15 protein-coding genes and 1 pseudogene are annotated in these 20,282 nt (G+C 34.8%); 5 read left to right on the top strand and 11 right to left on the bottom strand.

The window, feature by feature from the left end; translation table 11 throughout:
- Positions 1 to 91: 91 nt before the first annotated feature.
- The 3 genes from JFU23_RS00610 to JFU23_RS00600 all read right to left on the bottom strand — a co-directional run bounded on the left by JFU23_RS00610 (position 92) and on the right by JFU23_RS00600 (position 6,298).
- Complete coding sequence (locus JFU23_RS00610) at positions 92 to 1,810, bottom strand: alpha-keto acid decarboxylase family protein (protein ID WP_201031084.1); 1,719 nt, start codon at positions 1,808 to 1,810, stop codon at positions 92 to 94.
- A gap of 370 nt (positions 1,811 to 2,180) precedes the next feature.
- Entirely contained in the window at positions 2,181 to 4,055 is a 1,875-nt protein-coding gene (locus JFU23_RS00605) for an ABC transporter ATP-binding protein (protein WP_201031083.1), read from the bottom strand.
- Positions 4,052 to 6,298, bottom strand: coding sequence for an ABC transporter ATP-binding protein (locus JFU23_RS00600; RefSeq protein WP_201031082.1), 2,247 nt, complete (start codon positions 6,296 to 6,298; stop codon positions 4,052 to 4,054). The genes JFU23_RS00605 and JFU23_RS00600 overlap by 4 nt, the downstream gene beginning before the upstream one ends.
- Positions 6,299 to 7,061: 763 nt before the next feature.
- On the opposite strand from JFU23_RS00600, the pseudogene JFU23_RS00595 reads away from it, so the two are divergent.
- Positions 7,062 to 7,582 (top strand): annotated as a pseudogene (locus JFU23_RS00595) (CDP-alcohol phosphatidyltransferase family protein).
- A 448-nt stretch (positions 7,583 to 8,030) separates the two neighbouring features.
- Here JFU23_RS00595 and JFU23_RS00590 read toward each other — a convergent pair.
- Positions 8,031 to 9,146 (bottom strand): NAD(P)/FAD-dependent oxidoreductase, encoded by a 1,116-nt coding sequence (locus JFU23_RS00590; protein WP_002085346.1) that lies wholly within the window; start codon positions 9,144 to 9,146, stop codon positions 8,031 to 8,033.
- A 126-nt stretch (positions 9,147 to 9,272) separates the two neighbouring features.
- Complete coding sequence (locus tag JFU23_RS00585) at positions 9,273 to 9,926, bottom strand: YdeI/OmpD-associated family protein (RefSeq protein ID WP_002085348.1); 654 nt, start codon at positions 9,924 to 9,926, stop codon at positions 9,273 to 9,275.
- A 114-nt stretch (positions 9,927 to 10,040) separates the two neighbouring features.
- Here JFU23_RS00585 and JFU23_RS00580 point away from each other — a divergent pair, with 114 nt between their 5' ends.
- Positions 10,041 to 10,190, top strand: a complete 150-nt coding sequence (locus JFU23_RS00580) for a hypothetical protein (protein WP_201032294.1) — start codon at positions 10,041 to 10,043, stop codon at positions 10,188 to 10,190.
- A 19-nt stretch (positions 10,191 to 10,209) separates the two neighbouring features.
- Here the strand turns inward: JFU23_RS00580 and JFU23_RS00575 are convergent, their stop codons facing one another.
- The 3 genes from JFU23_RS00575 to JFU23_RS00565 form a co-directional block, all read right to left on the bottom strand.
- Complete coding sequence (locus tag JFU23_RS00575; RefSeq protein ID WP_201031081.1) at positions 10,210 to 10,977, bottom strand: arylamine N-acetyltransferase family protein; 768 nt, start codon at positions 10,975 to 10,977, stop codon at positions 10,210 to 10,212.
- A gap of 190 nt (positions 10,978 to 11,167) precedes the next feature.
- Positions 11,168 to 11,536, bottom strand: coding sequence for a DUF4180 domain-containing protein (locus JFU23_RS00570; protein WP_201031080.1), 369 nt, complete (start codon positions 11,534 to 11,536; stop codon positions 11,168 to 11,170).
- Between the two features lie 171 nt (positions 11,537 to 11,707).
- A complete protein-coding gene (locus tag JFU23_RS00565; RefSeq protein WP_201031079.1) occupies positions 11,708 to 12,382 on the bottom strand; it encodes an HAD family hydrolase in 675 nt (224 codons plus the stop codon).
- Between the two features lie 462 nt (positions 12,383 to 12,844).
- Here JFU23_RS00565 and JFU23_RS00560 point away from each other — a divergent pair, with 462 nt between their 5' ends.
- Together JFU23_RS00560 and JFU23_RS00555 are read left to right on the top strand one after the other, a co-directional pair.
- Positions 12,845 to 13,510: a response regulator transcription factor gene (locus tag JFU23_RS00560; RefSeq protein ID WP_201031078.1), complete on the top strand. Its 666-nt coding sequence runs from the start codon at positions 12,845 to 12,847 to the stop codon at positions 13,508 to 13,510.
- Positions 13,503 to 14,975, top strand: a complete 1,473-nt coding sequence (locus JFU23_RS00555; RefSeq protein WP_033709149.1) for a sensor histidine kinase — start codon at positions 13,503 to 13,505, stop codon at positions 14,973 to 14,975. Before JFU23_RS00560 ends, JFU23_RS00555 begins: the two co-directional genes overlap by 8 nt.
- Before the next feature lie 57 nt (positions 14,976 to 15,032).
- On the opposite strand, the gene JFU23_RS00550 is transcribed toward JFU23_RS00555, so the two are convergent.
- Entirely contained in the window at positions 15,033 to 16,325 is a 1,293-nt protein-coding gene (locus tag JFU23_RS00550) for a hypothetical protein (protein WP_002168309.1), read from the bottom strand.
- Positions 16,326 to 16,794: 469 nt separating this feature from the next.
- Here JFU23_RS00550 and bla point away from each other — a divergent pair, with 469 nt between their 5' ends.
- Positions 16,795 to 17,727 carry a class A beta-lactamase gene (gene bla, locus JFU23_RS00545; RefSeq protein ID WP_201031077.1) on the top strand — a complete coding sequence of 311 codons (933 nt, stop codon included), beginning with the start codon at positions 16,795 to 16,797 and terminating at the stop codon, positions 17,725 to 17,727.
- 257 nt (positions 17,728 to 17,984) lie between these two features.
- Here bla and JFU23_RS00540 read toward each other — a convergent pair whose 3' ends face one another.
- Together JFU23_RS00540 and JFU23_RS00535 are read right to left on the bottom strand one after the other, a co-directional pair.
- Positions 17,985 to 18,662 carry an ABC transporter ATP-binding protein gene (locus JFU23_RS00540; RefSeq protein ID WP_000447830.1) on the bottom strand — a complete coding sequence of 226 codons (678 nt, stop codon included), beginning with the start codon at positions 18,660 to 18,662 and terminating at the stop codon, positions 17,985 to 17,987.
- Positions 18,663 to 18,673: 11 nt separating this feature from the next.
- Positions 18,674 to 20,104: an ABC transporter permease gene (locus tag JFU23_RS00535; protein ID WP_201031076.1), complete on the bottom strand. Its 1,431-nt coding sequence runs from the start codon at positions 20,102 to 20,104 to the stop codon at positions 18,674 to 18,676.
- Positions 20,105 to 20,282 lie beyond the last annotated feature (178 nt).

Raw genomic sequence — 20,282 nt, 5'->3', positions numbered from 1 at the left:
CTCACTTTACACCCCTTTAATTGCGTTTTATTAAAAGAGTATGATTAAAACTGTTCGATTAGTATTCAATTAGGGACTAGGGAATTGGATACTAGTTCTGACTGCGCTGCTTTTCCTGCTTCTCCATATAACTACGCATCCGTCGCATATATTCAGGTGCGTCCATTCGATTCCCTGCGATCATTTCAATAATACAGAGTCTTTTGGCGCTTTCCTTTTCAGCATGGATTATAGCCTGATCAAGCTCTCCATAGGTCCGGACCGTAACGGTAAACGCGTTACCTCCAAAAGCTTCGGCCAGCTTGGTGTAAGACCATTGAGGGATTTCGTTGTACTTTTGATCCTCTGTTTTGACATTTAAATATCTCTCGATTGTATAACCATCGTTGTTCAAAACAAAGATTATAGGCTTGCAGCCGTAATAGAGCATAGAACTGATTTCCTGTACCGTTAGCTGCAAGGCACCGTCACCTGTAAACACTAATACTCGGCGTTCCGGCGCGGCCATAATAGCACCAAACGCCGAAGGGATTGCGTAACCGATGGACTGCCATCCACCTTGTCCAATATATGTTACATTGCCCGGCAGTCTTATCTCTCCCATTCCGTAATAAAGCGTTCCGGTCTCGGCGATTACAATATCCTCCTCTTTCAGCATGCGCTGAAAACGTGGATAATAGCCGTCCGCCATTAGAGGTCCGTCGGCAATAGTTGTGAATTGCTCATAAGGGAATGACAATTTTTTTGTCAAACCTTTGCCTGTATAACTCAACTTCTGCACAGCAAGTAGCATGTCGGCTGCAAGAACATTCGGATATTCCGCCTGAGCGATTTTAACTATATCTGGTTGAATATTGACAGTTATCAGTGGGTTCAGCTTTGCGGTAAAACTTGCGGTGTTTGTATCCGCCCATACCATACCAATTGCAATGATACAATCTGCATTCTCCACTGTACTTTGGACTTCAGTCCTCCCGAAAGAGCCTAAATACATTCCGATATAATTTGGATGGTTCTCGTCGAATCCGCCCTTCCCGTACATCATCGTTACAACAGGCACATTCATTGCATCGGCTAGCTGCCGAGTCGCTGTCTGAAGGTCGAATCGCATCGTTTTCACATCCACCAAGATAACTGGTCGGTGGGAACGTTCCAAAAGCAGACGGACATGATTCACTGCAGCCTGAAGGGTATTCGGGTTGGATGTTGGACGTGGTGGTGCCGGTTCTGTCCAGACTTTAATCGGCTTGGTCACTAAATCATTAGCCACAACCAGGTATACCGGCTTTTTCTTTTCCTTAGCAATGCGAATCGCAGTCTGAATCTCAATCTTGGCATTTTCTGGTGTAAGCACGGCAGTATAAGCCGTTATCTGCTCATACACCTTGCGAAAAACGTCAAAATTCCCATCCATTAAGGTGTGGTGCATCAGCTTATGCTCTTTTTGATCCCTCTCAGGAGGGGCACCCACAATGTGTATTATTGGCACATACTCGCTGTTGGCTCCCGCTATCGCATTGCATGCGCTGAGCTCCCCGACCCCAAATGTCGTAATAAGAGCCGATATTCCTTTGATTCTTGCATAGCCATCTGCAGCGTAGCCCGAGTTTAGTTCATTTCGTCCTTCTATAAAACGGATGCCGTTATAACACTCCAAAGTATCAAGAAGTGTAAAATTATAGTCCCCTGCGACACCAAAAATTTCGGTAATGCCCTCGAGTTTCAGGCAATCGAACAAATACTGGCCAACCGTTTTTTGAGCAGGGCCCCTTTGTAAACCAAATTTACCCGTATTAATCATGTTGTCCATCGCTTGCTCACTCCTTATCGATTTCTTTTTAATAGTACTATCCTTTTTGATAATTCCCTTTAATTAAACCGGTTATCCGTTGTGCAACAATTAATCGGGAAGAAATGCTCCTTATCTTTGGAGATATTCATAAAACAAGAGAAGGAGGAGAAACACTAGAACATTACAAGAATGTATTAATTAATCTTCTAATGTTCTTTTTAAATTGTTTCCCTTTAAAACATCCCATTTATCATGCTCCTCACTCTGTTTTGCAAAAGTCTAGCTTACTTTTAAAAACTTTGTAACAGAACCTTAAAAATAATAAAAACCCACGAAGAAAATGCATTTTCTTCGTGGGTTTAGTTATTTAAATGGACTTTCACCTAACTCAAGAAGCATCCGCACCTTCAAACTGACTATTATAAAGCGAAGCATAGAAACCATCAGCTTTCAATAACTCTTCATGATTACCTTGTTCTACAATATCTCCGTCTTTCATGACAAGGATTAAATCTGCATCACGTATTGTTGATAATCTATGAGCGATAATGAAGCTTGTTCTACCTTCCATAAGGTTTTCCATCGCTTTTTGAATTAGTACTTCTGTACGAGTGTCAATGGAGCTTGTTGCTTCATCGAGTATTAATATTTTCGGATCCGCTATAAGGGCACGTGCAATTGTTAGTAGTTGCTTTTGTCCTTGGGATACGTTGCTTGCTTCTTCGTTTAGTTCCATTTGATATTTATTTGGTAATGTTTTTACGAAGTTGTGAACGTGAGCTGCTTTCGCTGCTTCAATTACTTCTTCGTCTGTAGCATCGAGTCTACCGTAACGTATATTTTCCATGATGGAGCCGTTAAATAGCCAAGTGTCTTGAAGTACCATACCAAACATGTTGCGCAGGTCTTCTCGCGTGAAGTCTTTTATATCGTGACCGTCGATACATATTGCACCACTGTTTATGTCATAGAAACGCATTAACAGTTTTACAATCGTTGTTTTACCTGCTCCGGTTGGTCCGACGATTGCTACCTTTTGTCCAGGTTTAATGTTAGATGAGAAATTATTGATGATGATCTTATCTGGATTGTATCCAAATTGAACATCTTGGAAGGTAACTTCTCCTTGAACTTTTTGCAGCTTCACTGGATTTTCTGCTTCTGGCACTTCCTCTTCTTCTTCTAAAAATTCGAAGACTCTTTCTGCAGCAGCTGCAGTAGATTGAAGTACGTTCGCGATTTGTGCTACTTGAGCGATTGGTTGCGTAAAGCTTCTAACATATTGCACAAAGGCTAAAATGTCTCCAACTGCGATGGTTCTCTTTACCGCAAGCCATCCTCCTAAAATAGATACAGCGACGTAACCGATATTACCGATAAATGTCATAATCGGCATCATCATTCCAGATAAAAATTGAGATTTCCATGCAGAATGGTAAAGGGTATCATTTACCTTTTCGAATTTTTTTACTTCTTCTTCTTCTTTGTTGAAGGCTTTTACTATATTGTGACCACTATAAATTTCTTCGACCTGACCGTTTACGTGTCCTAAATATTCTTGCTGGGATTTGAAGTATTTTTGTGATCGTTTTACGACTGCCATGATGAGAATCATCGATACTGGCAATATTAAAAGCGCCACTAATGTCATTTGCCAGCTGATTGATAACATCATGATAAGTACACCGATGATTGTAATAACGGATGTGATGATTTGCGACATACTTTGGTTTAAAGTTTGGCTCACCGTATCTACGTCATTTGTAATTCTCGATAATACTTCGCCGTGCGTTGTTTTATCAAAGTATTTCAGCGGCATACGGTTAATTTTTTCATCGATTTCTTTTCTGAAGTTATAAGATACTTTTTGGGCTACTCCAGAAATAATGTACCCCTGGATAATACCAAACACAGTGCTCAGTATATATAATCCAAGGAGTAAAATGACAATGTTTCTGATATAGGTAAAGTCAATGGCCGCACCGGGTGCTCCTGATACTTTGCTTACGAGTCCTTCGAAAAGTTTTGTTGTCGCGTTTCCTAAAATTTTTGGACCAACGATTGTAAAGGCTGCACTGCCGATTGCGAAAAGGATAACGATTAAGATTGATAATTTATAGGGATTCAAGTATTGAAGGAGTTTATTCATCGTTCCTTTAAAGTTTTTTGCTTTCTCAATCTTTCTCATGCCGCCGCCCATAGGACCGCCACCGCCAGGACCAGGGCCGCTTTGTTTTCTATTTTCTATTTTTCTATCACTCATGATGACAACTCCTCTCTTGAAAGTTGTGATAAAGCAATTTGCTTATAAACTTCACAGTTTTCCATAAGCTCTTCATGAGTACCAGTTCCAATTATTTTTCCTTCGTCAAGTACAATAATCTTATCGGCATTCATGATTGTACTGATTCTTTGGGCAATAAGTAAAATAGTACTTCCTGTAATCTCATTGTTTAAAGCTCTGCGCAATGCTGCGTCTGTCTTAAAGTCAAGAGCTGAGAAACTATCATCGAATATGAAGATTTCCGATTTTTTCGTAAGAGCACGCGCAATAGAAAGTCTTTGTTTTTGACCACCGGAAACGTTCGTACCACCTTGTGATATTTCTGTACGGAAGCTTTCAGGCTTCGCGTTAATAAACTCCATAGCTTGCGCGATTTCCGCCGCTTTTTCGAGTTCTTCTTCAGTTGCTTCTTTTTTACCATATTTCAAATTACTCTCGATTGTACCTGAGAAGAGAACTCCTTTTTGCGGTACATAACCAATTTTCTCTCTTAATTCCTTCTGAGATACTTCTCTAATATCCGTGCCATCTATTAATATTTGGCCGCTTGTGACATCGTAAAAGCGTGGAATTAAGTTGATTAATGTTGATTTACCACTACCTGTACTTCCGATGAAAGCTGTCGTTTCACCAGGTTTTGCAGTAAAGGTAATATTGGAAAGCACATCTTCTTCTGCACCTGGGTATCTAAAGCCAACATTTTTAAATTCAACGTAACCTTTCTTGTCTGAAGCAAATGTTTTCGGCTCTTTTACATCACTAATGGTAATGTCAGTATCTAAAACTTCTGCGATACGTTGTGCGGAAACTGAAGCACGTGGAACCATAATAGATACCATTGAAATCATTAAGAAGGCCATGATGATTTGCATTGTATATTGCATAAATGCCATCAAATCACCAACTTGCATATGTCCCATATCCACTTGGTGTGATCCAACCCAAATAATAAGTACAGTAACGGCATTCATGATAAACATCATCATTGGCATCATAAATGACATTAAACGGCTTACAAATAAATTTGTTTTTGTTAAATCTTGATTTCCTTTTTCAAATTTCTTTTCTTCATGTTTTTGAGTATTAAAAGCACGAATAACGAGCATACCGGTTAAAGATTCACGAGTGATTAAGTTAATTTTATCTACTAACTTTTGGATACGCTTAAACTTAGGAATCGCGATGCTAAATAAACCAATGACTAGGCTTAAAATCGCAATTACCGCAACTGCGATAATCCATCCCATTGAAAGGTCTGTAGTAAGTACTTTAATAATGCCGCCGATACCTAAAATTGGTGCATAGAATACAATGCGAAGCATCATAACCATAAGTGTTTGAACTTGTTGGATATCATTTGTACTTCTTGTGATTAGAGATGCAGTGGAAAACTTATCAAACTCCGCATTCGAGAAGTTTGTAACTTTCCGGAATACTTTCTTTCTAAGGTCTCTGCCGAGTCCTGCAGCTACTTTTGCAGCAAGTAAACTCACGATAACGGTAGCTGCCATACTTACTAAGGATAAAAGTAGCATTTTCCCGCCGGAAGTAAGGATGAAATTGGATTGAAGCTTATCTATATTGATACCGATCTTTTTATACTCATTCTCAATGAATGAAACGGCTGATTGCGTTACCATGCTGCCTGGCATATTCTTAAACTTTTCATCTGCCTTTTCTTTCATTGCATTGATTTGATCTTGAGGAAGTTTCGCAATGATTGCAAAAGGATCTGAATTTGGCGGAAGTTTCGCTGGTGTGTTGTTGTCACCTGTCGCAGCAGGAGAGAAAGCAGATGAGCCACCTTTTTCAATTCCTTGTGTAATTAACATTGGTTTCCCAAAGATATCGTTAAGTTCGTTAATTATTTTTTTATCTTCTGTATGTAACTTATAAAGTGGCTCTTTATCAAGCTGCGGATAATCTTCTAAGTCATTTTTTAGTTCACTTTGAGAGAGGTTGTTCTTATCTAAAAGCACATAGTTGTCAGCAACTTTTTTCTTCTCATTTTCATTCATAAAGAGCGTAAGTTTATCCATTTCACTTTTACGAATAACCTCAGGTACTGCATTTTCTACACCTTTTTGTTGAATCCCTACATTGACAATGTTAGACATGTAGTCTGGCAGTGATAGATCGCATACTGCCTGTACAGTTAAAAGACATACAACTGCAATGATGGAAGCAATAAATGGTTTTAAATGCCTCATGATCTTTAACATTTAGTTCATCTCTCCATTTTCTTTGTCTAATTTTTTTAGTTTTTACTCCGCTTCTCTCCTTTATTCTTCGTATTCTCAGTAATTCATTTCAGCAGCTCTTTACGTATTTTCGACTACAGATTAATTTTATGACTATATGAAGATATGATGCATCTTTTAGTGTGTAGATGTTGTTTTATAGGATTTAAATCCAAAAATAGAACGCACATGTTTCTTAATAAAACGACGATCTTGTTCCACTATATAATTAATATATCTAGCTAATCTTTTCTGACGGAAAACCAGAATTTCGTAAACTACCTGAATTGATTGATGAATATCGGATTAATATGTTTCCTGTAGTCTTAGGCAGTGGACTACCTTTATTAAAGAAATTACGGACAAAATTAATCTTAAACTTATAAAAAACAATACATTTAAAACCGGAGCGGTTGGTCTTATCCACCAACCGGAGGAAAATGCTTGACTACTCGGCACTTCAACTATCGGGTGCTAATGTTCAACAACGCGTACCGAAAATAATCAAACATATTTTGATAACTCTTTTTTTTCAAAAACAGGCTTTTTATATTAGGTAAATCAGCAGTAATAGACTTACCTTTGATCAAACATGTTTATAAACCAACATAACGTACAGGAAATCGGCTTTTCTTTTGCCGAAATTTACTTAGCATACAGTGGTCATATATTTTCAAGAATAACGGAAGAATATATAGAAAATGCTACATAAACGTGAAGTTTGATCAACTTAGGGGGGACAACCTTGTTCAATCAAATAGTAAAAGCTGTACCCAATTTATTTACGATTGGAAATTTATTGTGCGGTGTTTTTTCAATTACCATGAATATGAGTGACTATTTGGAAGTAGCCTCCATTTTTATTTTCTTTTCAGCTGTTTTAGATCTCCTTGATGGAAGAATTGCGAGGAAATTAAAAGTGAACAGTGAGTTTGGTGTACAATTGGATTCCTTAGCTGATTTGGTGTACAATTGGATTCCTTAGCTGATATTGTTAGTTTCGGAGTTGCTCCTGCACTTTTATTTCATTCGATAGCAACACCTTCTATTTTAACTTCTTTGGCATTTATCCTTTTCCCAACGATGGGTGCTTTAAGATTAGCTAAATTTAGTGTAAAACCAACCATTGGATATTTTAAGGGATTACCTATTCCAGCTGCTGGATTACCATTGGCCGGTATGGGATTGTTTTCATATAGCAATGCATGGATTACATTAATCCTCGCTCTCTTAATGGTAAGTCCAATTAGGTTTAAAAAACTTTAATTGGGATCCCGTCTATCGCTTTAATTTCATTTGTGGAACGGTTCGCTAATATCCATCAAGTTGAGGGTTTTGATGTTATTCATCATTTTACGAATGCAGCGATGGGACAGACTTTAAAGAGCTTATCTATTGTAATTAATTATAATAGATTGTGAAATTGAATAGCCTCCAGTTTTTGAGGCTATTGTTTATATTTCTGATATGTATTTTCGCCTCTATATTGAACGAATCAATCTTTCTTCTCTAATACCTCAAACGATAAAAATGTACTTCGTTGCTATAAAGGGCAAAAAATTTTAGTTTTGTGGATATTATTTATTTTTTTAGCTTGATAGCGATGTGGTGATCCCACTTGTTTAAAAGAACTCCTACCTCTCAAAATACTTAGTTACGCCCAAATAACATAACAAAAAGATTAGGAAATCACTCCTAATCTTTTTGTTTATTACTATTCCATTGCCCCAGCAACATCATAATCATTTAAATCTAATTCAATCGGTTGCCCTAACGCAAGTTTCGCAAGTTCTGATCCTAAGTATGGACCTGCTGTTAATCCTGAAGCACCTAATCCGTTTGCAATGAGTATGCCTTCAAAATTAGGGAGTGGGCCAATAACAGGTAAGAATCCTGGCGTAAATGGCCTGAAGCCAACTCTAGTTTCAAGCATTGTACCATCTTCTAAACCAGGCGCTACTGTTAACGCTTTATGGAATACTTCATGTAAACCACCAGCTGTTACACGGTGATCGAAACCAGTATCATTCTCATGCGTTGCACCAATTACGACATGGCCATTGTCAAATGTTAAAATATATTGATCGTTCGGCGGCATTACAACTGGCATATTTTCTGTTGCTGTATTTTCCATTTGCAAATGAACAATTTGTCCTTTTTGGAACGTAACTAAGAAATTAATTCCTAACGGATTCAAGATTTCATTCGCCCATGCGCCTGCAGTTACCATTACCTTTTCCGCTACAATTGTTTCGTCATTTACTTTAACTCCCGTAATATGATTCCCTTCACGGACTAATACTGCATCACCTTTAATGAAAGTTGCACCATGTTTTTTCGCAGCGCTTATTAATGCGTTGCGTAATAATCTTCCATTTACTCGTGCAGCGCCACTAATATGAACAGAACTATATTCTTCCGATAATGCTGGGAATAACTTTTTCGTTTCTTCAGCTGATAAGCGAGTGATTTCACCAATCTCCGGTGCATCTTCACGGCGTTTATACGCTCGCTCTTCCATTTGATCTAGTTTTTTCTCATCAGTATGTAAACTAATTGCACCTACACGGTTGTAACCTGTATCCGTTTCACCGTCTTCTTCTAATTGCTGAATTAACGAAGAATAGTAACGTGCACCGCCTTTAACGATTTTATACCATGCTTTATTACGACGTTGCGACAGCCACGGACAGACAATACCTGCTGCTGCATCAGTTGCTTGACCTAAATCTTGACGATCTACAATAGTAACCTTCGCACCAGCCTTAGCAAGATGATAGGCAGTAGATGCCCCTAAAATTCCAGATCCAACTACAATATACGATTTCATTTCAAACACCTTTTCTCTTTTGCTAATTATTTAAATATAAGAACATACTTTAGTATACTGAAAGGAATCCTTTTTTCAATGTGCAAAGTGTCATTAATTGTTGCATCATTGTGACGTTCCTAATCATTATTTTTTCTTCTTACGGAATAATTCAATTGTTTTATAGCCTTGTGAAAGGATTTCAATCATTTTCTCAAGACGTTTATCGCGTGTTTTTTCTTGTTTCACAGAAAATAAATTACGTGCCCAATCTTTTTGATAACCAGGAGTTAAACTTTGATAAAACTTAAGTTCAGCTGGATGATTAGCCAATAATGCTTCAACATCTTGAATACGGTCTGCATAATCAGCAACACATTGACTCGCTGCAGGTGTTTTCTTCGCTTTTTTCTTTTCACGTTTTAAACCTACAACTGTAAAGACATCATCCATACTTACCATTCGCGCAAATTTAATTTCGCTTTCCCCCACATATCCATCATCTCCAACGTTTAATGCCGGAAACATCTCATCACGGTGAATAAACGTACTGTAACGAGCATTACCTTTTTTCGGATATGCGAAAAACACGTAACCTTTTTCAATTAGTAATTCTTCATTACTAATAATAAAATTCGTTTGTTTCACCATTTCATCAAGTGTTTCAACAAAAATAAAAATAGCATCATGTTCTTTTGAAAATGAGGTTTCTTTACCTGTGAAAATGTCATAATCACTTGGTTCGTTAATTACGACCATATTTGTATACTTATTTAGTTTCAATTTATCAATAACTGACATTATAATCTTCCTTTGCATCCAATATTCATTTTATATACTTCTTTATACTGTTCTAGTGTATTATATCTATTAAGAAAATTAAAGCCGTATGTAATCCGAGATGAATGGCTAGTTTTGCAAGGAGATAATGGAAAAGATCCAGTCTTTCATACATATGAAGAAGCTGAGGAAACGTTAAAAACGTTAACTATACCGCAGTTTCCGAAACATATTAGACGAAAACCATTTAAACCAAAAATAATAAAAATAGCCGATTCTGAATAAGAACCGGCTATTTTTATATTCACAACTCAATAGCAAATAAATTATATAAAAGCTCTTTATATTGATTTTCTGTAATTTCACGCTTCGTTTTTTCTCCATAAATAATTTCAGTTAAAATAGTATTCGTTAATGAGACATGGCCAAAGTTCGTCAATTTTACTGCAATGGGTCCTTTATTGAAAATAGATTTCTCATCTTCTATCACTCTTCTTTGAACATCGTTTACTACTGTCTCATCAATAATATGTTTATAAAAAGCATGACAAACTTTCCATTCTCCATCAACATCTATTCTTTCTAGAACATAGTTTCCTTTACTCGTATCTTTTTGTTTTACTCGATACGAACCGTTTTTAGAAGAAACAAGTTCGCCAGTAAACGGTACTGGCACAAGAGGTACTAATGAAGCAATACCTACATCAATTAAGTATCTTACGTTTTCGTAATTTAAAATAATTGTTATATGCCCATCTTCAAGTGCCCAAGCGTTTATATCATTTTTATATACGGTACCTAGTGCGAGTTGTACATCATAACCACTATCTTTTAAAAAATAGTAAAAAAGAGTATTTAATTCATAACAAAGCCCACCTCGAGAACTAGTTAAAATTTTCTCTTGTAAGTTTTTCATAGAAATTGTATTCGCATTACTTGCTATTACATTTAAATTCTCAAACGGGATTGTGTGGGCAAATGCAAAGAGTATTGTACTTAATTCTTCAAATTTTATTTCAGTACGTTTTTCAAGGTTTAATCTTGTGAAAAGTTGATCTTGTAACTTTGTCATATTCAGCACCCCTTAATAAGTTATAAATTAAAATAATATATGCTGATTGTAAATTTGAAGGGATATAGTAACAATGTACATTTGCAGTTACTGTACCGGTACAAAATTTAAATTTGAAAAACATATTTATATAAAAATACAAATAAGAGGCACCTTCACGGATGCCTCTTTCGAATTACATTTTATATCTTTATTTCAATGAGCTTAATTTTTCAATTGCTTGTTGCTCAGTTGCTAAGAAAAAAATATCCTTACCTTTATTACATTCATAAATAAAATCCTTTAAGCTTTTACTCGTATACATAGAGAAATCTCCAATAATAGCAATCTTTACTCTGTAGTTTATAAACTTTTGAAGAATATCACCCGCAAGCCGTGTTTTTAAGTCAAAGAAGCTTTCACTTATTAATGATTTATTGATAGCAATCCGCTTTGAATCCACTTCATATTGAACTGTTGCCATGAGATCTAATGCAGATTGAACGTCGGATATTAATACTGTATCGTTTCTGACGACGGCAATATTTATTCCGCCAATTACTACTTTCTTTATTTCCATAGTCTCACCCCTCTATAATTTATAAAGTATATATTAAACACGCTGTGTAGATTTTCATTAACACACATAAATGATTTGCCCCTGGCTCAATAACCTCTATTTCATCGTAAATAAATATTGTTTTAAAACTTCTCATACGGTCAATGAAATTAAGGGTAATCTATCTTTTTACTATTTTTGAAAATTTATCTCTCCACAATAACTTAATAAATTATCAAAAGAAGTAATCTCGGCATATGGTTTAGTGTCGGTATTATTCTTAATCATATTAGGATTGAACCATATGCCCTTTATATTTGCATTTTGACAACCAGCAATATCCTTTTCTAAGTCATCTCCAACAAATAGTACATCTTCTGATTGTACATTTAGCTTATTTAATGCTAGTTCGAATATACGTTTATCAGGTTTACTAAATCCCGCTTCTTCAGAAATAATGATTGTATCAAAATAACGATTCAAATTCGTGTTAATTATTTTTGCTTTTTGCCTCTGAGTTGAGCCATTTGTTATAATTCCAACTTTAATATGTGACTTTATAGTATTTATGATATTAATAGTTTTTTGGTTTATAGAAAAACATTTTGGGAAATTATTATTCCAAAAGCCTTGAATGTAATTGCGTGGCAATCTATATTTCGGCGCGAATTCATCAAATAATGATTCTAAAACTATTGTTTTATCACTAATGCCATATTCTCTTTTATCATATTCTTTGAATTTCTGTAACATATTGTTTTTGACTGTATCACTAACATCCTCATAGCACTTCTCTAAAACTAATAAAAACAAGTTATCTACTGCCTTATCCCTATCGAGTAACGTATCATCTAAATCAAACAGCATAGCTTTATAACTCCTCAAATAATTTCACAACCTTTCTCACATGATTTAAATAACCCCTTGTTCGCACCTTAGGCCTTTACTAAATTAGCAAAAAAACTACAAAGTTTGTGGCGTACGCTCTAGAATTTCGCTGGCTTCTTTTATATTTAAATTCATCTCCCTTTCCCCTTCTAGTAAAGTATCGAAAGTATATTTTCAAACAGTTAAAAAAACTACATACAATTTACATTATTATACATTAGTTTTTTGTAAATATTAATCGTTCAGCTTTTTATATGATAAGTTTTTTCAAGCACACAAATATTTCTCCATAAAAAAGGAATATGGGTAATAATCCTTTTTTACAGAGAATACACAATCTTGAAAATGGAGTTAATACGTTAAACGTCCTATGAAGTTTCCTACTGTATCTCCACATAAACTCCAGATAGTACGGCTATAATGACTACCAGAGGTGATATTATGAAAAACTATCATATTCTCGTGGTAGAAGACGATCAAGAAATTCAGGAATTAATTAAACAATTTTTAATGACACAACAGTATACAGTGGTAGTCGCATCAGATGGATTAGAGGGTATGACACAATTTAATAAGCAATCCTTTGATTTAATTCTTCTAGATGTAATGATGCCCAATCTTAATGGATTTGAAGTATCCAAGATGATTCGAAGTCAGTCAAACGTACCAATTATTATGCTAACTGCATTGGAAGAAGAGGAAGATCAAATGAAAGGGTTCGATCTTGGAATCGATGATTATATAACAAAACCCTTTTCGTTTCATGTTTTGATTAGACGAGTCGAAGCTGTACTTAGAAGAAGTTATGATAAAAATGTAAATAATCATTTGGTATTTAAAGAAGTGCGTATCGATGTTGATGCATATAGAGTATATGTAAATGACGTTGAAATTTTATTAACGACAAAAGAGTTTGAAATTCTACAACTACTATTTCAAAATGAGAGAAAAGTACTCACAAGAGAAAATATCGTAGAAAAAGTTTGGGGGTACGATTATTTTGGAGAAACACGAATAATTGATACACATATTAAAAACCTACGTAAAAAGTTAGCTATCCCTTATATTAAAACAGTAAAGGGTATTGGTTATAAAATTGATGAATAGTATTGTGAAAATCATGAAGATGAAGCAAATTACTTATAAACTCTTTATGACTACCTCTCTCATCTTGTTATCCTTTGCAGTATTGATTTATTTAACTTTATACTTCTTTCTCCCTACGTTTTATGAGCAATACAAAACAGATCAACTTCAAACAGGGATAAAAGAAATCATTGATAAATCTAAAGATCTTACGTTTCAAGATGCGATACCACTTTTTGATGAATATGCAAAAAAAAATAATGCGATGCTTTATCTTCAAAATAATGAGGGAATAATTAAATACTCTCCTTCATTTTCTTTTACTCAAAATGGTTCGCAAACAACAGTAGTTACTAGAGCCACACGGTTCGAGAATGCAGGTACCCTTAGCAATTCATATAACGTTACGAAACCAATTCAATTCCAAGATGGTAGTTTAACGCTTATAGTCTTTGCTACATTTCAACCAATTGATGAAGCTTCACAGGTTTTAGTACGCTTTCTCCCCTATATTAGTATCATTGTACTCATAATTGGTGTAGGGAGTGCTTATTTCTATTCCAGGTTTATTACAAAACCACTTATTTATATTAATGAGGGTGCACAAAAGATGGCAAATTTAGATTTCTCCGAAAAAATTGAGGTTCGCTCTACAGATGAGTTAGGAGAATTATCTAATAGTTTGAATGACATGTCTATTAACTTACAACAAGCTATGTTTGATTTAAAAAAAGCAAATCAACAATTAAAAAATGATATTGAAAAAGAACGAGAAATAGAAACAAAACGCAGAGAGTTTTTTGCGATTGTAGCACATGAATTAAAGACCCCTCTTACTGTAATGAAAGGATACTTAGAAGGGATGATATACAATATTGGCCCTTATCAAAATCGTGATCAATATTTAAAGAAAAATCATCAAATTATTGAAAGTATGGAACAATTAGTTCGTGAAATTTTAAGCATGTCGAAATTAGAACAACACACCTTTAAACTAAAAGTAGAAGAAGTTAATCTTTCGAAGTTAATAGATACAATCACAAAAGATCTCGAATTTTTTGCTTCTCAAAAAAGCATCCAAATAATAAAAGAAATTGATTCTGATCTTTCTGTTTATACAGATCGTGTTCTTTTTGAAAAAGCATGTAAAAATATTATCCATAATGCAGTTATGTATTCACCACATAATGAAAAAGTCTATATAAAGTTAAGTGAGGATTCTAAACAAGGTCAAATCAAAATGCAAATTATGAATACAGGTGTCAATATTAAAGAAGAGAATATACAACAAATTTTCAAACCATTTTATCGAATTGAAAAATCAAGGAATCGAAATACTGGAGGAAGTGGTTTGGGGTTATATATTGTTAAACAAATTCTTGAAACGTTAGATATAAAGTATTCTATAAAGAATATGGAACGTAGTGTACAATTTAGCATGAACATTCCATTATCTAAACAAAAAACAAACAAACTCCCCTCTTAGTAGGACGAGTTTGTTTGTTTTTTGTAGTTTTAGTATTGATATTTTTCGAGTTACTTTTTAAGCAATATTGGGATTAGCTTTTTTACCAATCCACATACCTAAGCCCACCATGCCAAGCCAACAGCAAATTGCTAACATAAACATCAATCGTTGTACGGATAACCCTTCAATCTGCATTTGACCCTTCCCAACAATTGTTTGGAAAAGTTGCGACCATTCGACATCATAAAACACCCCTACTCCCACAATCACAATCAATATAAAAAATTGTAAAAATATATTCCCCATATTTCTCCATGTTGTGTAAATGAGTAAAGAAAGCTCTCTATGTGTAGCATTCACCATATATACTTTCATATTATTTTGAGAAGAAATACTATTAATGGCATAGCTTCCAAATGTAACGCTAAGGACTATAAATATTGGAGAATAAAACCCGAATATCATGATTAAAGTACTTACTAAAAACAAATGGATTGGATTAACTTTCTTAGCAGCTTTGATATCTAAAAATATGGACATCAAAATCCCTAATAGGTATGGTCCAACTACAATGAAAATACAGGTTAACATGTTATAGAAAGTAAAACTATAAAAAATACCCATCAAAAATAAATATCCATTTCCTAATCCAAGTAAAAATGATTCTGCCTTTAAGCGGATTGGTAAAGAAGATGAAAGTTTATGAAAGAACTTTCCTTTCAACAAACTCAAAAACATGAAACAAATAAGCGCTATAGAAAGTAGAAAAAAATAAAAAATATATTGTTCATTATTTATGTTACGACTTGTTCGAATCAAAAGAATAAGCATTGAGACAAAAAGAAACTTTCCTACAACCGATACGATGGAGATAGGTAAAAGCCCTTTGGCTAACTCTGTTCTCGGCATTTTTTTTATAGCAAAAAGGATACTGATTAAACAAATCCCATATATGCATGTTATCAGCGGCGGCGATAAAAAACTAATCGCTAACAAAACGATTATTAGTAAAAGAAAAACGATACCAATAATAATCGCTTGTTGATTTTTATTATAAACCTTTCCCCCGCCTTCCACATGTAGAAACAATAAAGTACTCGTCATGGTAGAAATTGTACTAACTGCAAAACCAGAAACTAACGCACTTATTTCTAGCCATCTTGAACTCCATCCAAAGAAAGTAACACTAAGTAATGATACTATCAGAATAGAAACAGTCCAATATAAGGAGCGGTGAATCCCAGCCTTATTCACAATAGGTATCCAGATAAACACACCCGTCATATAAGTTGTATAAAACAGGATTGATGGCCAGTATCCCTCAAAGCCTTTCGAAATCTGTAATCCATAAACAATGTAAATAAGCATGGGTGTAAAGATAGTCGTTATTAGTAGACTAAATGTAGTTATACTTTGCACCACAAGTCTTTTTTGCTTTGTCGTATGTATCGTATAACACCTCACTTAAAATGAAATCAGTAGTTGTTATTACTTATTCTGTCCGGAACGAGGTTGTTATATATGCGCAATCCAATTGAAATTCCCATTACGAGGTAAACTCAATCTAAATCCACATCAAATTAAGTGGCGTGCAAAAAAGGTGGATTTTGTGATTCTTATAAATAAAATTAATGGATATATTCAAAACCTTAATCATAAATGGAACAAATGTGTTACTTAGATTGTCTATTACGTATAAAAAAGGTGCTTTTGGTAGTTCTCTCATTTTGTAATGCAAGAAACACAAGATGAGTGCTATCCTGTGCATTTGTTAATTGTATAGGTATTTAAAATACCTATACAAAATCCATATATTCTTGAAAGAGGTTGAAAATGTATGATAGTTTCAAAGAAGTTTTTTCACATTGCACATTATAAAAAGATGCTCCCTGTAGTATTACTTTCATGTGCAACGCTTATAGGCTGTTCCAATAGTAATATTCAATCCGCACCACCGAAACAAACCAAACAAGAAAATACAAGTAATCATTCTTTTGTAAAGCTGGAAAAAGAATATGATGCTAAACTTGGTATTTATGCATTAGACACAGGTACGAATCAAACCGTTACTTATCGTTCAGATGAACGGTTTGCATACGCATCTACCCACAAAGCCCTTGCTGTTGGAGCACTGTTACAAAAGAAATCAATAGAAGATTTAGATCAAAGAATTAAGTATACTAGCAAAGATCTTGTGAATTACAATCCAATTACTGAAAAATATGTAGATACAGGTATGACTCTGAAAGAGCTTGCGGATGCTTCCCTTCGATATAGCGATAATACTGCACAAAATCTTATTCTTAAGCAATTAGGTGGGCCAAGTGAATTCAAAAAATCACTGAGAGAAATAGGAGATACTGTCACAAATCCTGAACGTTTTGAACCAGAATTAAACGAAGTGCAGCCAGGAGACACTCGTGATACTAGTACCCCAAAGGCATTAGCTACTAGTCTTCAAGCATACGCGCTAGGCGATATACTTTCAGTTGAGAAACGGAACTTTTTAATAGATTTGATGAAAAGAAATACTACGGGGGACAACTTAATTCGTGCTGGAGTTCCAGGAGAATGGGAAGTAGCCGATAAGACCGGCTCTGGGTCTTATGGAACAAGGAATGATATTGCAATCATTTGGCCACCAAATAAAAAGCCAATTATGCTTGCGATACTTTCTAATCATGCGAAAGAAGATGCGAAATACGATGATAAACTTATTGCAGATGCAACTAAAATAGTGTTAGACGATTTAAAAGTAACGAATAAATAATTACTCCAAAGAATGACTTAGTTAAAATTCATATTTCATTTGAAGACCGTTGATATTGAAAGAGTACAAAAAAGAACCTGTAGAATATACTACAAGTTCTTTTTCAAAAATTGTTAAAAAGGGAATAACAAACTATCTTAACATTCAATACAGGGAGACCATTTTGATTATGGCTTGGTTATATTGTATATCAAATATAAATATTTGAAGAAACTAATTTCGAAAATTATGTGAATTAAAAAACTAGGGTGTTTATATTAAATTTCGTTTACTACCAACTTCTTCTTACTTAAATAGACTGCACGATCTGATTTTTTAGCAACTTCCTGTGAGTGCGTCACAACAATAATACATTTATTTTCTTTATGTGCAAGTTCTTGAAATAGTTCTATTATATCCATTGCCGTTTCTTCGTCGAGGTTTCCTGTCGGCTCATCCGCAATCAGTAAATCAACATTACAAGATAACGCTCGAGCGATTGCTACACGCTGCTGTTGCCCGCCACTTAGTTGCAGAACATTTCGTTTCGCTTCTACTTCTGTAAGTCCTACTTTCTCTAATAATTCTAACGCCCTTGCCGTTTTATTTTGCACTTTAACACCTGTAATTTCCATTGCTGTTAAGACATTTTGAAGAGCAGTCATATAGGTAATCAAATTATAAGATTGGAAAATTACCGATACATTTTGATTACGGTACCGATCCAAACCAATTTTCCGAATATCCTTTCCATTAAATAGTACATAACCATTTTTAGGTATATCTAGCCCACAACCTAAGCTAAGCGTAGTGGTTTTACCAGATCCGGATGGTCCTAGAATCGTGTAGAAATGTCCTTTTTGAAAAGAAAAGTTAACATTTTCTAGTATCGCTACTTTTTTTCCGTTACTTTCATAATAATAATCTAAGTTTTTAAATTGTAAAATCGTCTCCATATCGAGCCTCCTTATTCATCTTTTAAAAGAATTTGTTTTGGATTCAGGCGTAGAATAGATAATGCTGGAAGAAGCGTTGCTAATATAGCAATAGCTAGTCCAATCCCTCCCATTTTCCCTACATCTTCTCCTGTTACACTTACATTAATTTTATCAATTGGATCCTCTTTTTGATTTTGTACAGTTCCACCAGGTCCAGCTACCATTACAGTTCCATTTTGTGGGGTGTTTGTTTCTTCTCCTGCTGTAGCAATTTCACTCGAAAGTAAATTATTCCCTATGAATTGAGAAATTTTTGCTCCTGTTGTTATGGATAATCCAAATGCTAAAATAGCGATACATACTACTTCTACTACGAACTGCGCCATCAGTTTCCACTTTTTCTCTCCAATGGACAATAGAATCCCCATTTCCTTACGACGTGCTTTAATCGATAACATAATGATTAACCCTAAAATAATCGCACCTGCAATTGATACAATATAAATAATCATTTGAGAAGTTGATGAGATATTTTCGATAGGCCCAATCATTTGTTTGTACAACGAATCATGTGCATCTAATTTATAATAATTAAAATCAATATCAGATTTTTTTGCTTCTTCTTTAAATGCTTCAATGTTTTGTGGATCTTTCAAGAAATACACGACTTGAATGCTACTTATACCTTGATCTATTTCTAATTTTTTCATAGTTGAATGCGGCATATAAAGTTTATTAGCTGGATCCATTATAGGAGGGGCCTGTTGACCCATTGCTTGCTCATTCGTTTCGTAAATGCCGATAATTTCAACCTCGAGGGTTTCCTTCTTATCCCCTGATTGCACTTTAACTTTGTCTCCTACTTTCAAGTTGTTTAATTCCGCTAATCGTTTTTCCATTAAAGCTACATTCTGATCTTTCATCTGTTCTGTAATTGGTTTCCCATCAATGATTTTACTTTTTCCATTCTTAAAGCTTTCTTGTAATGCAGTTTTGCGAACTCCCTCAATCATAAAAGAAGAATTCATATCTATTTTTGTACCGGAGCCTGAACCACCTCGTACAGCCGCCATTCCCACCTTACCTTTTCCTTCTTCTTCTCCTTCTGAAGCTCCTACTAGTTTAAGTCCGTCAGAAATTCCGAGAGTGCTAGTTATGTAATTATAGTCTTTTACATACTTTGACTTCGCTAATTGATCTGCTTCTTTTGTATTAAGCTTCGGTGGATTAGGCATCTCTCCAGTTTCCCTAGCTTGTTGACCTAATTTGTCAAAATCAAGACTTAAAGTAACATCTGCACCGAGTTTTTTTCTTGCTGCATCAGCAGCTTTTTTTGATGCATTTTGGATTGTGAATCCTGCCAACACTAAATTTGTAACAATTAGGAAAACTGCCATCAAAATTAATGATGTTCCTACTCTTTTTTTCATACTGAGAATTGCTCGTTTCATAAAGTTCATTTTTTCTTACCTCCTTGATAACTTGTATTCTATATAGGTTATCTAGAGTCTATATGGAGCTAATCGGTAGTTTATCTAGAGATATAAGGAGTTTATGTGTAGTTATTCATTGACCTGGTCAAGAAAGACCGGAACACATATTCAAAAACGTAATCGTTTTTGAATATGTGCAAAGAGG

It is taken from the genome of Bacillus sp. TH50, assembly GCF_016650565.1.
Lineage (GTDB): Bacteria > Bacillota > Bacilli > Bacillales > Bacillaceae_G > Bacillus_A > Bacillus_A mycoides.
The sequence above is the reverse complement of the archived record's forward strand: the minus strand, read 5'-3'. Positions and strand labels throughout refer to the sequence as shown.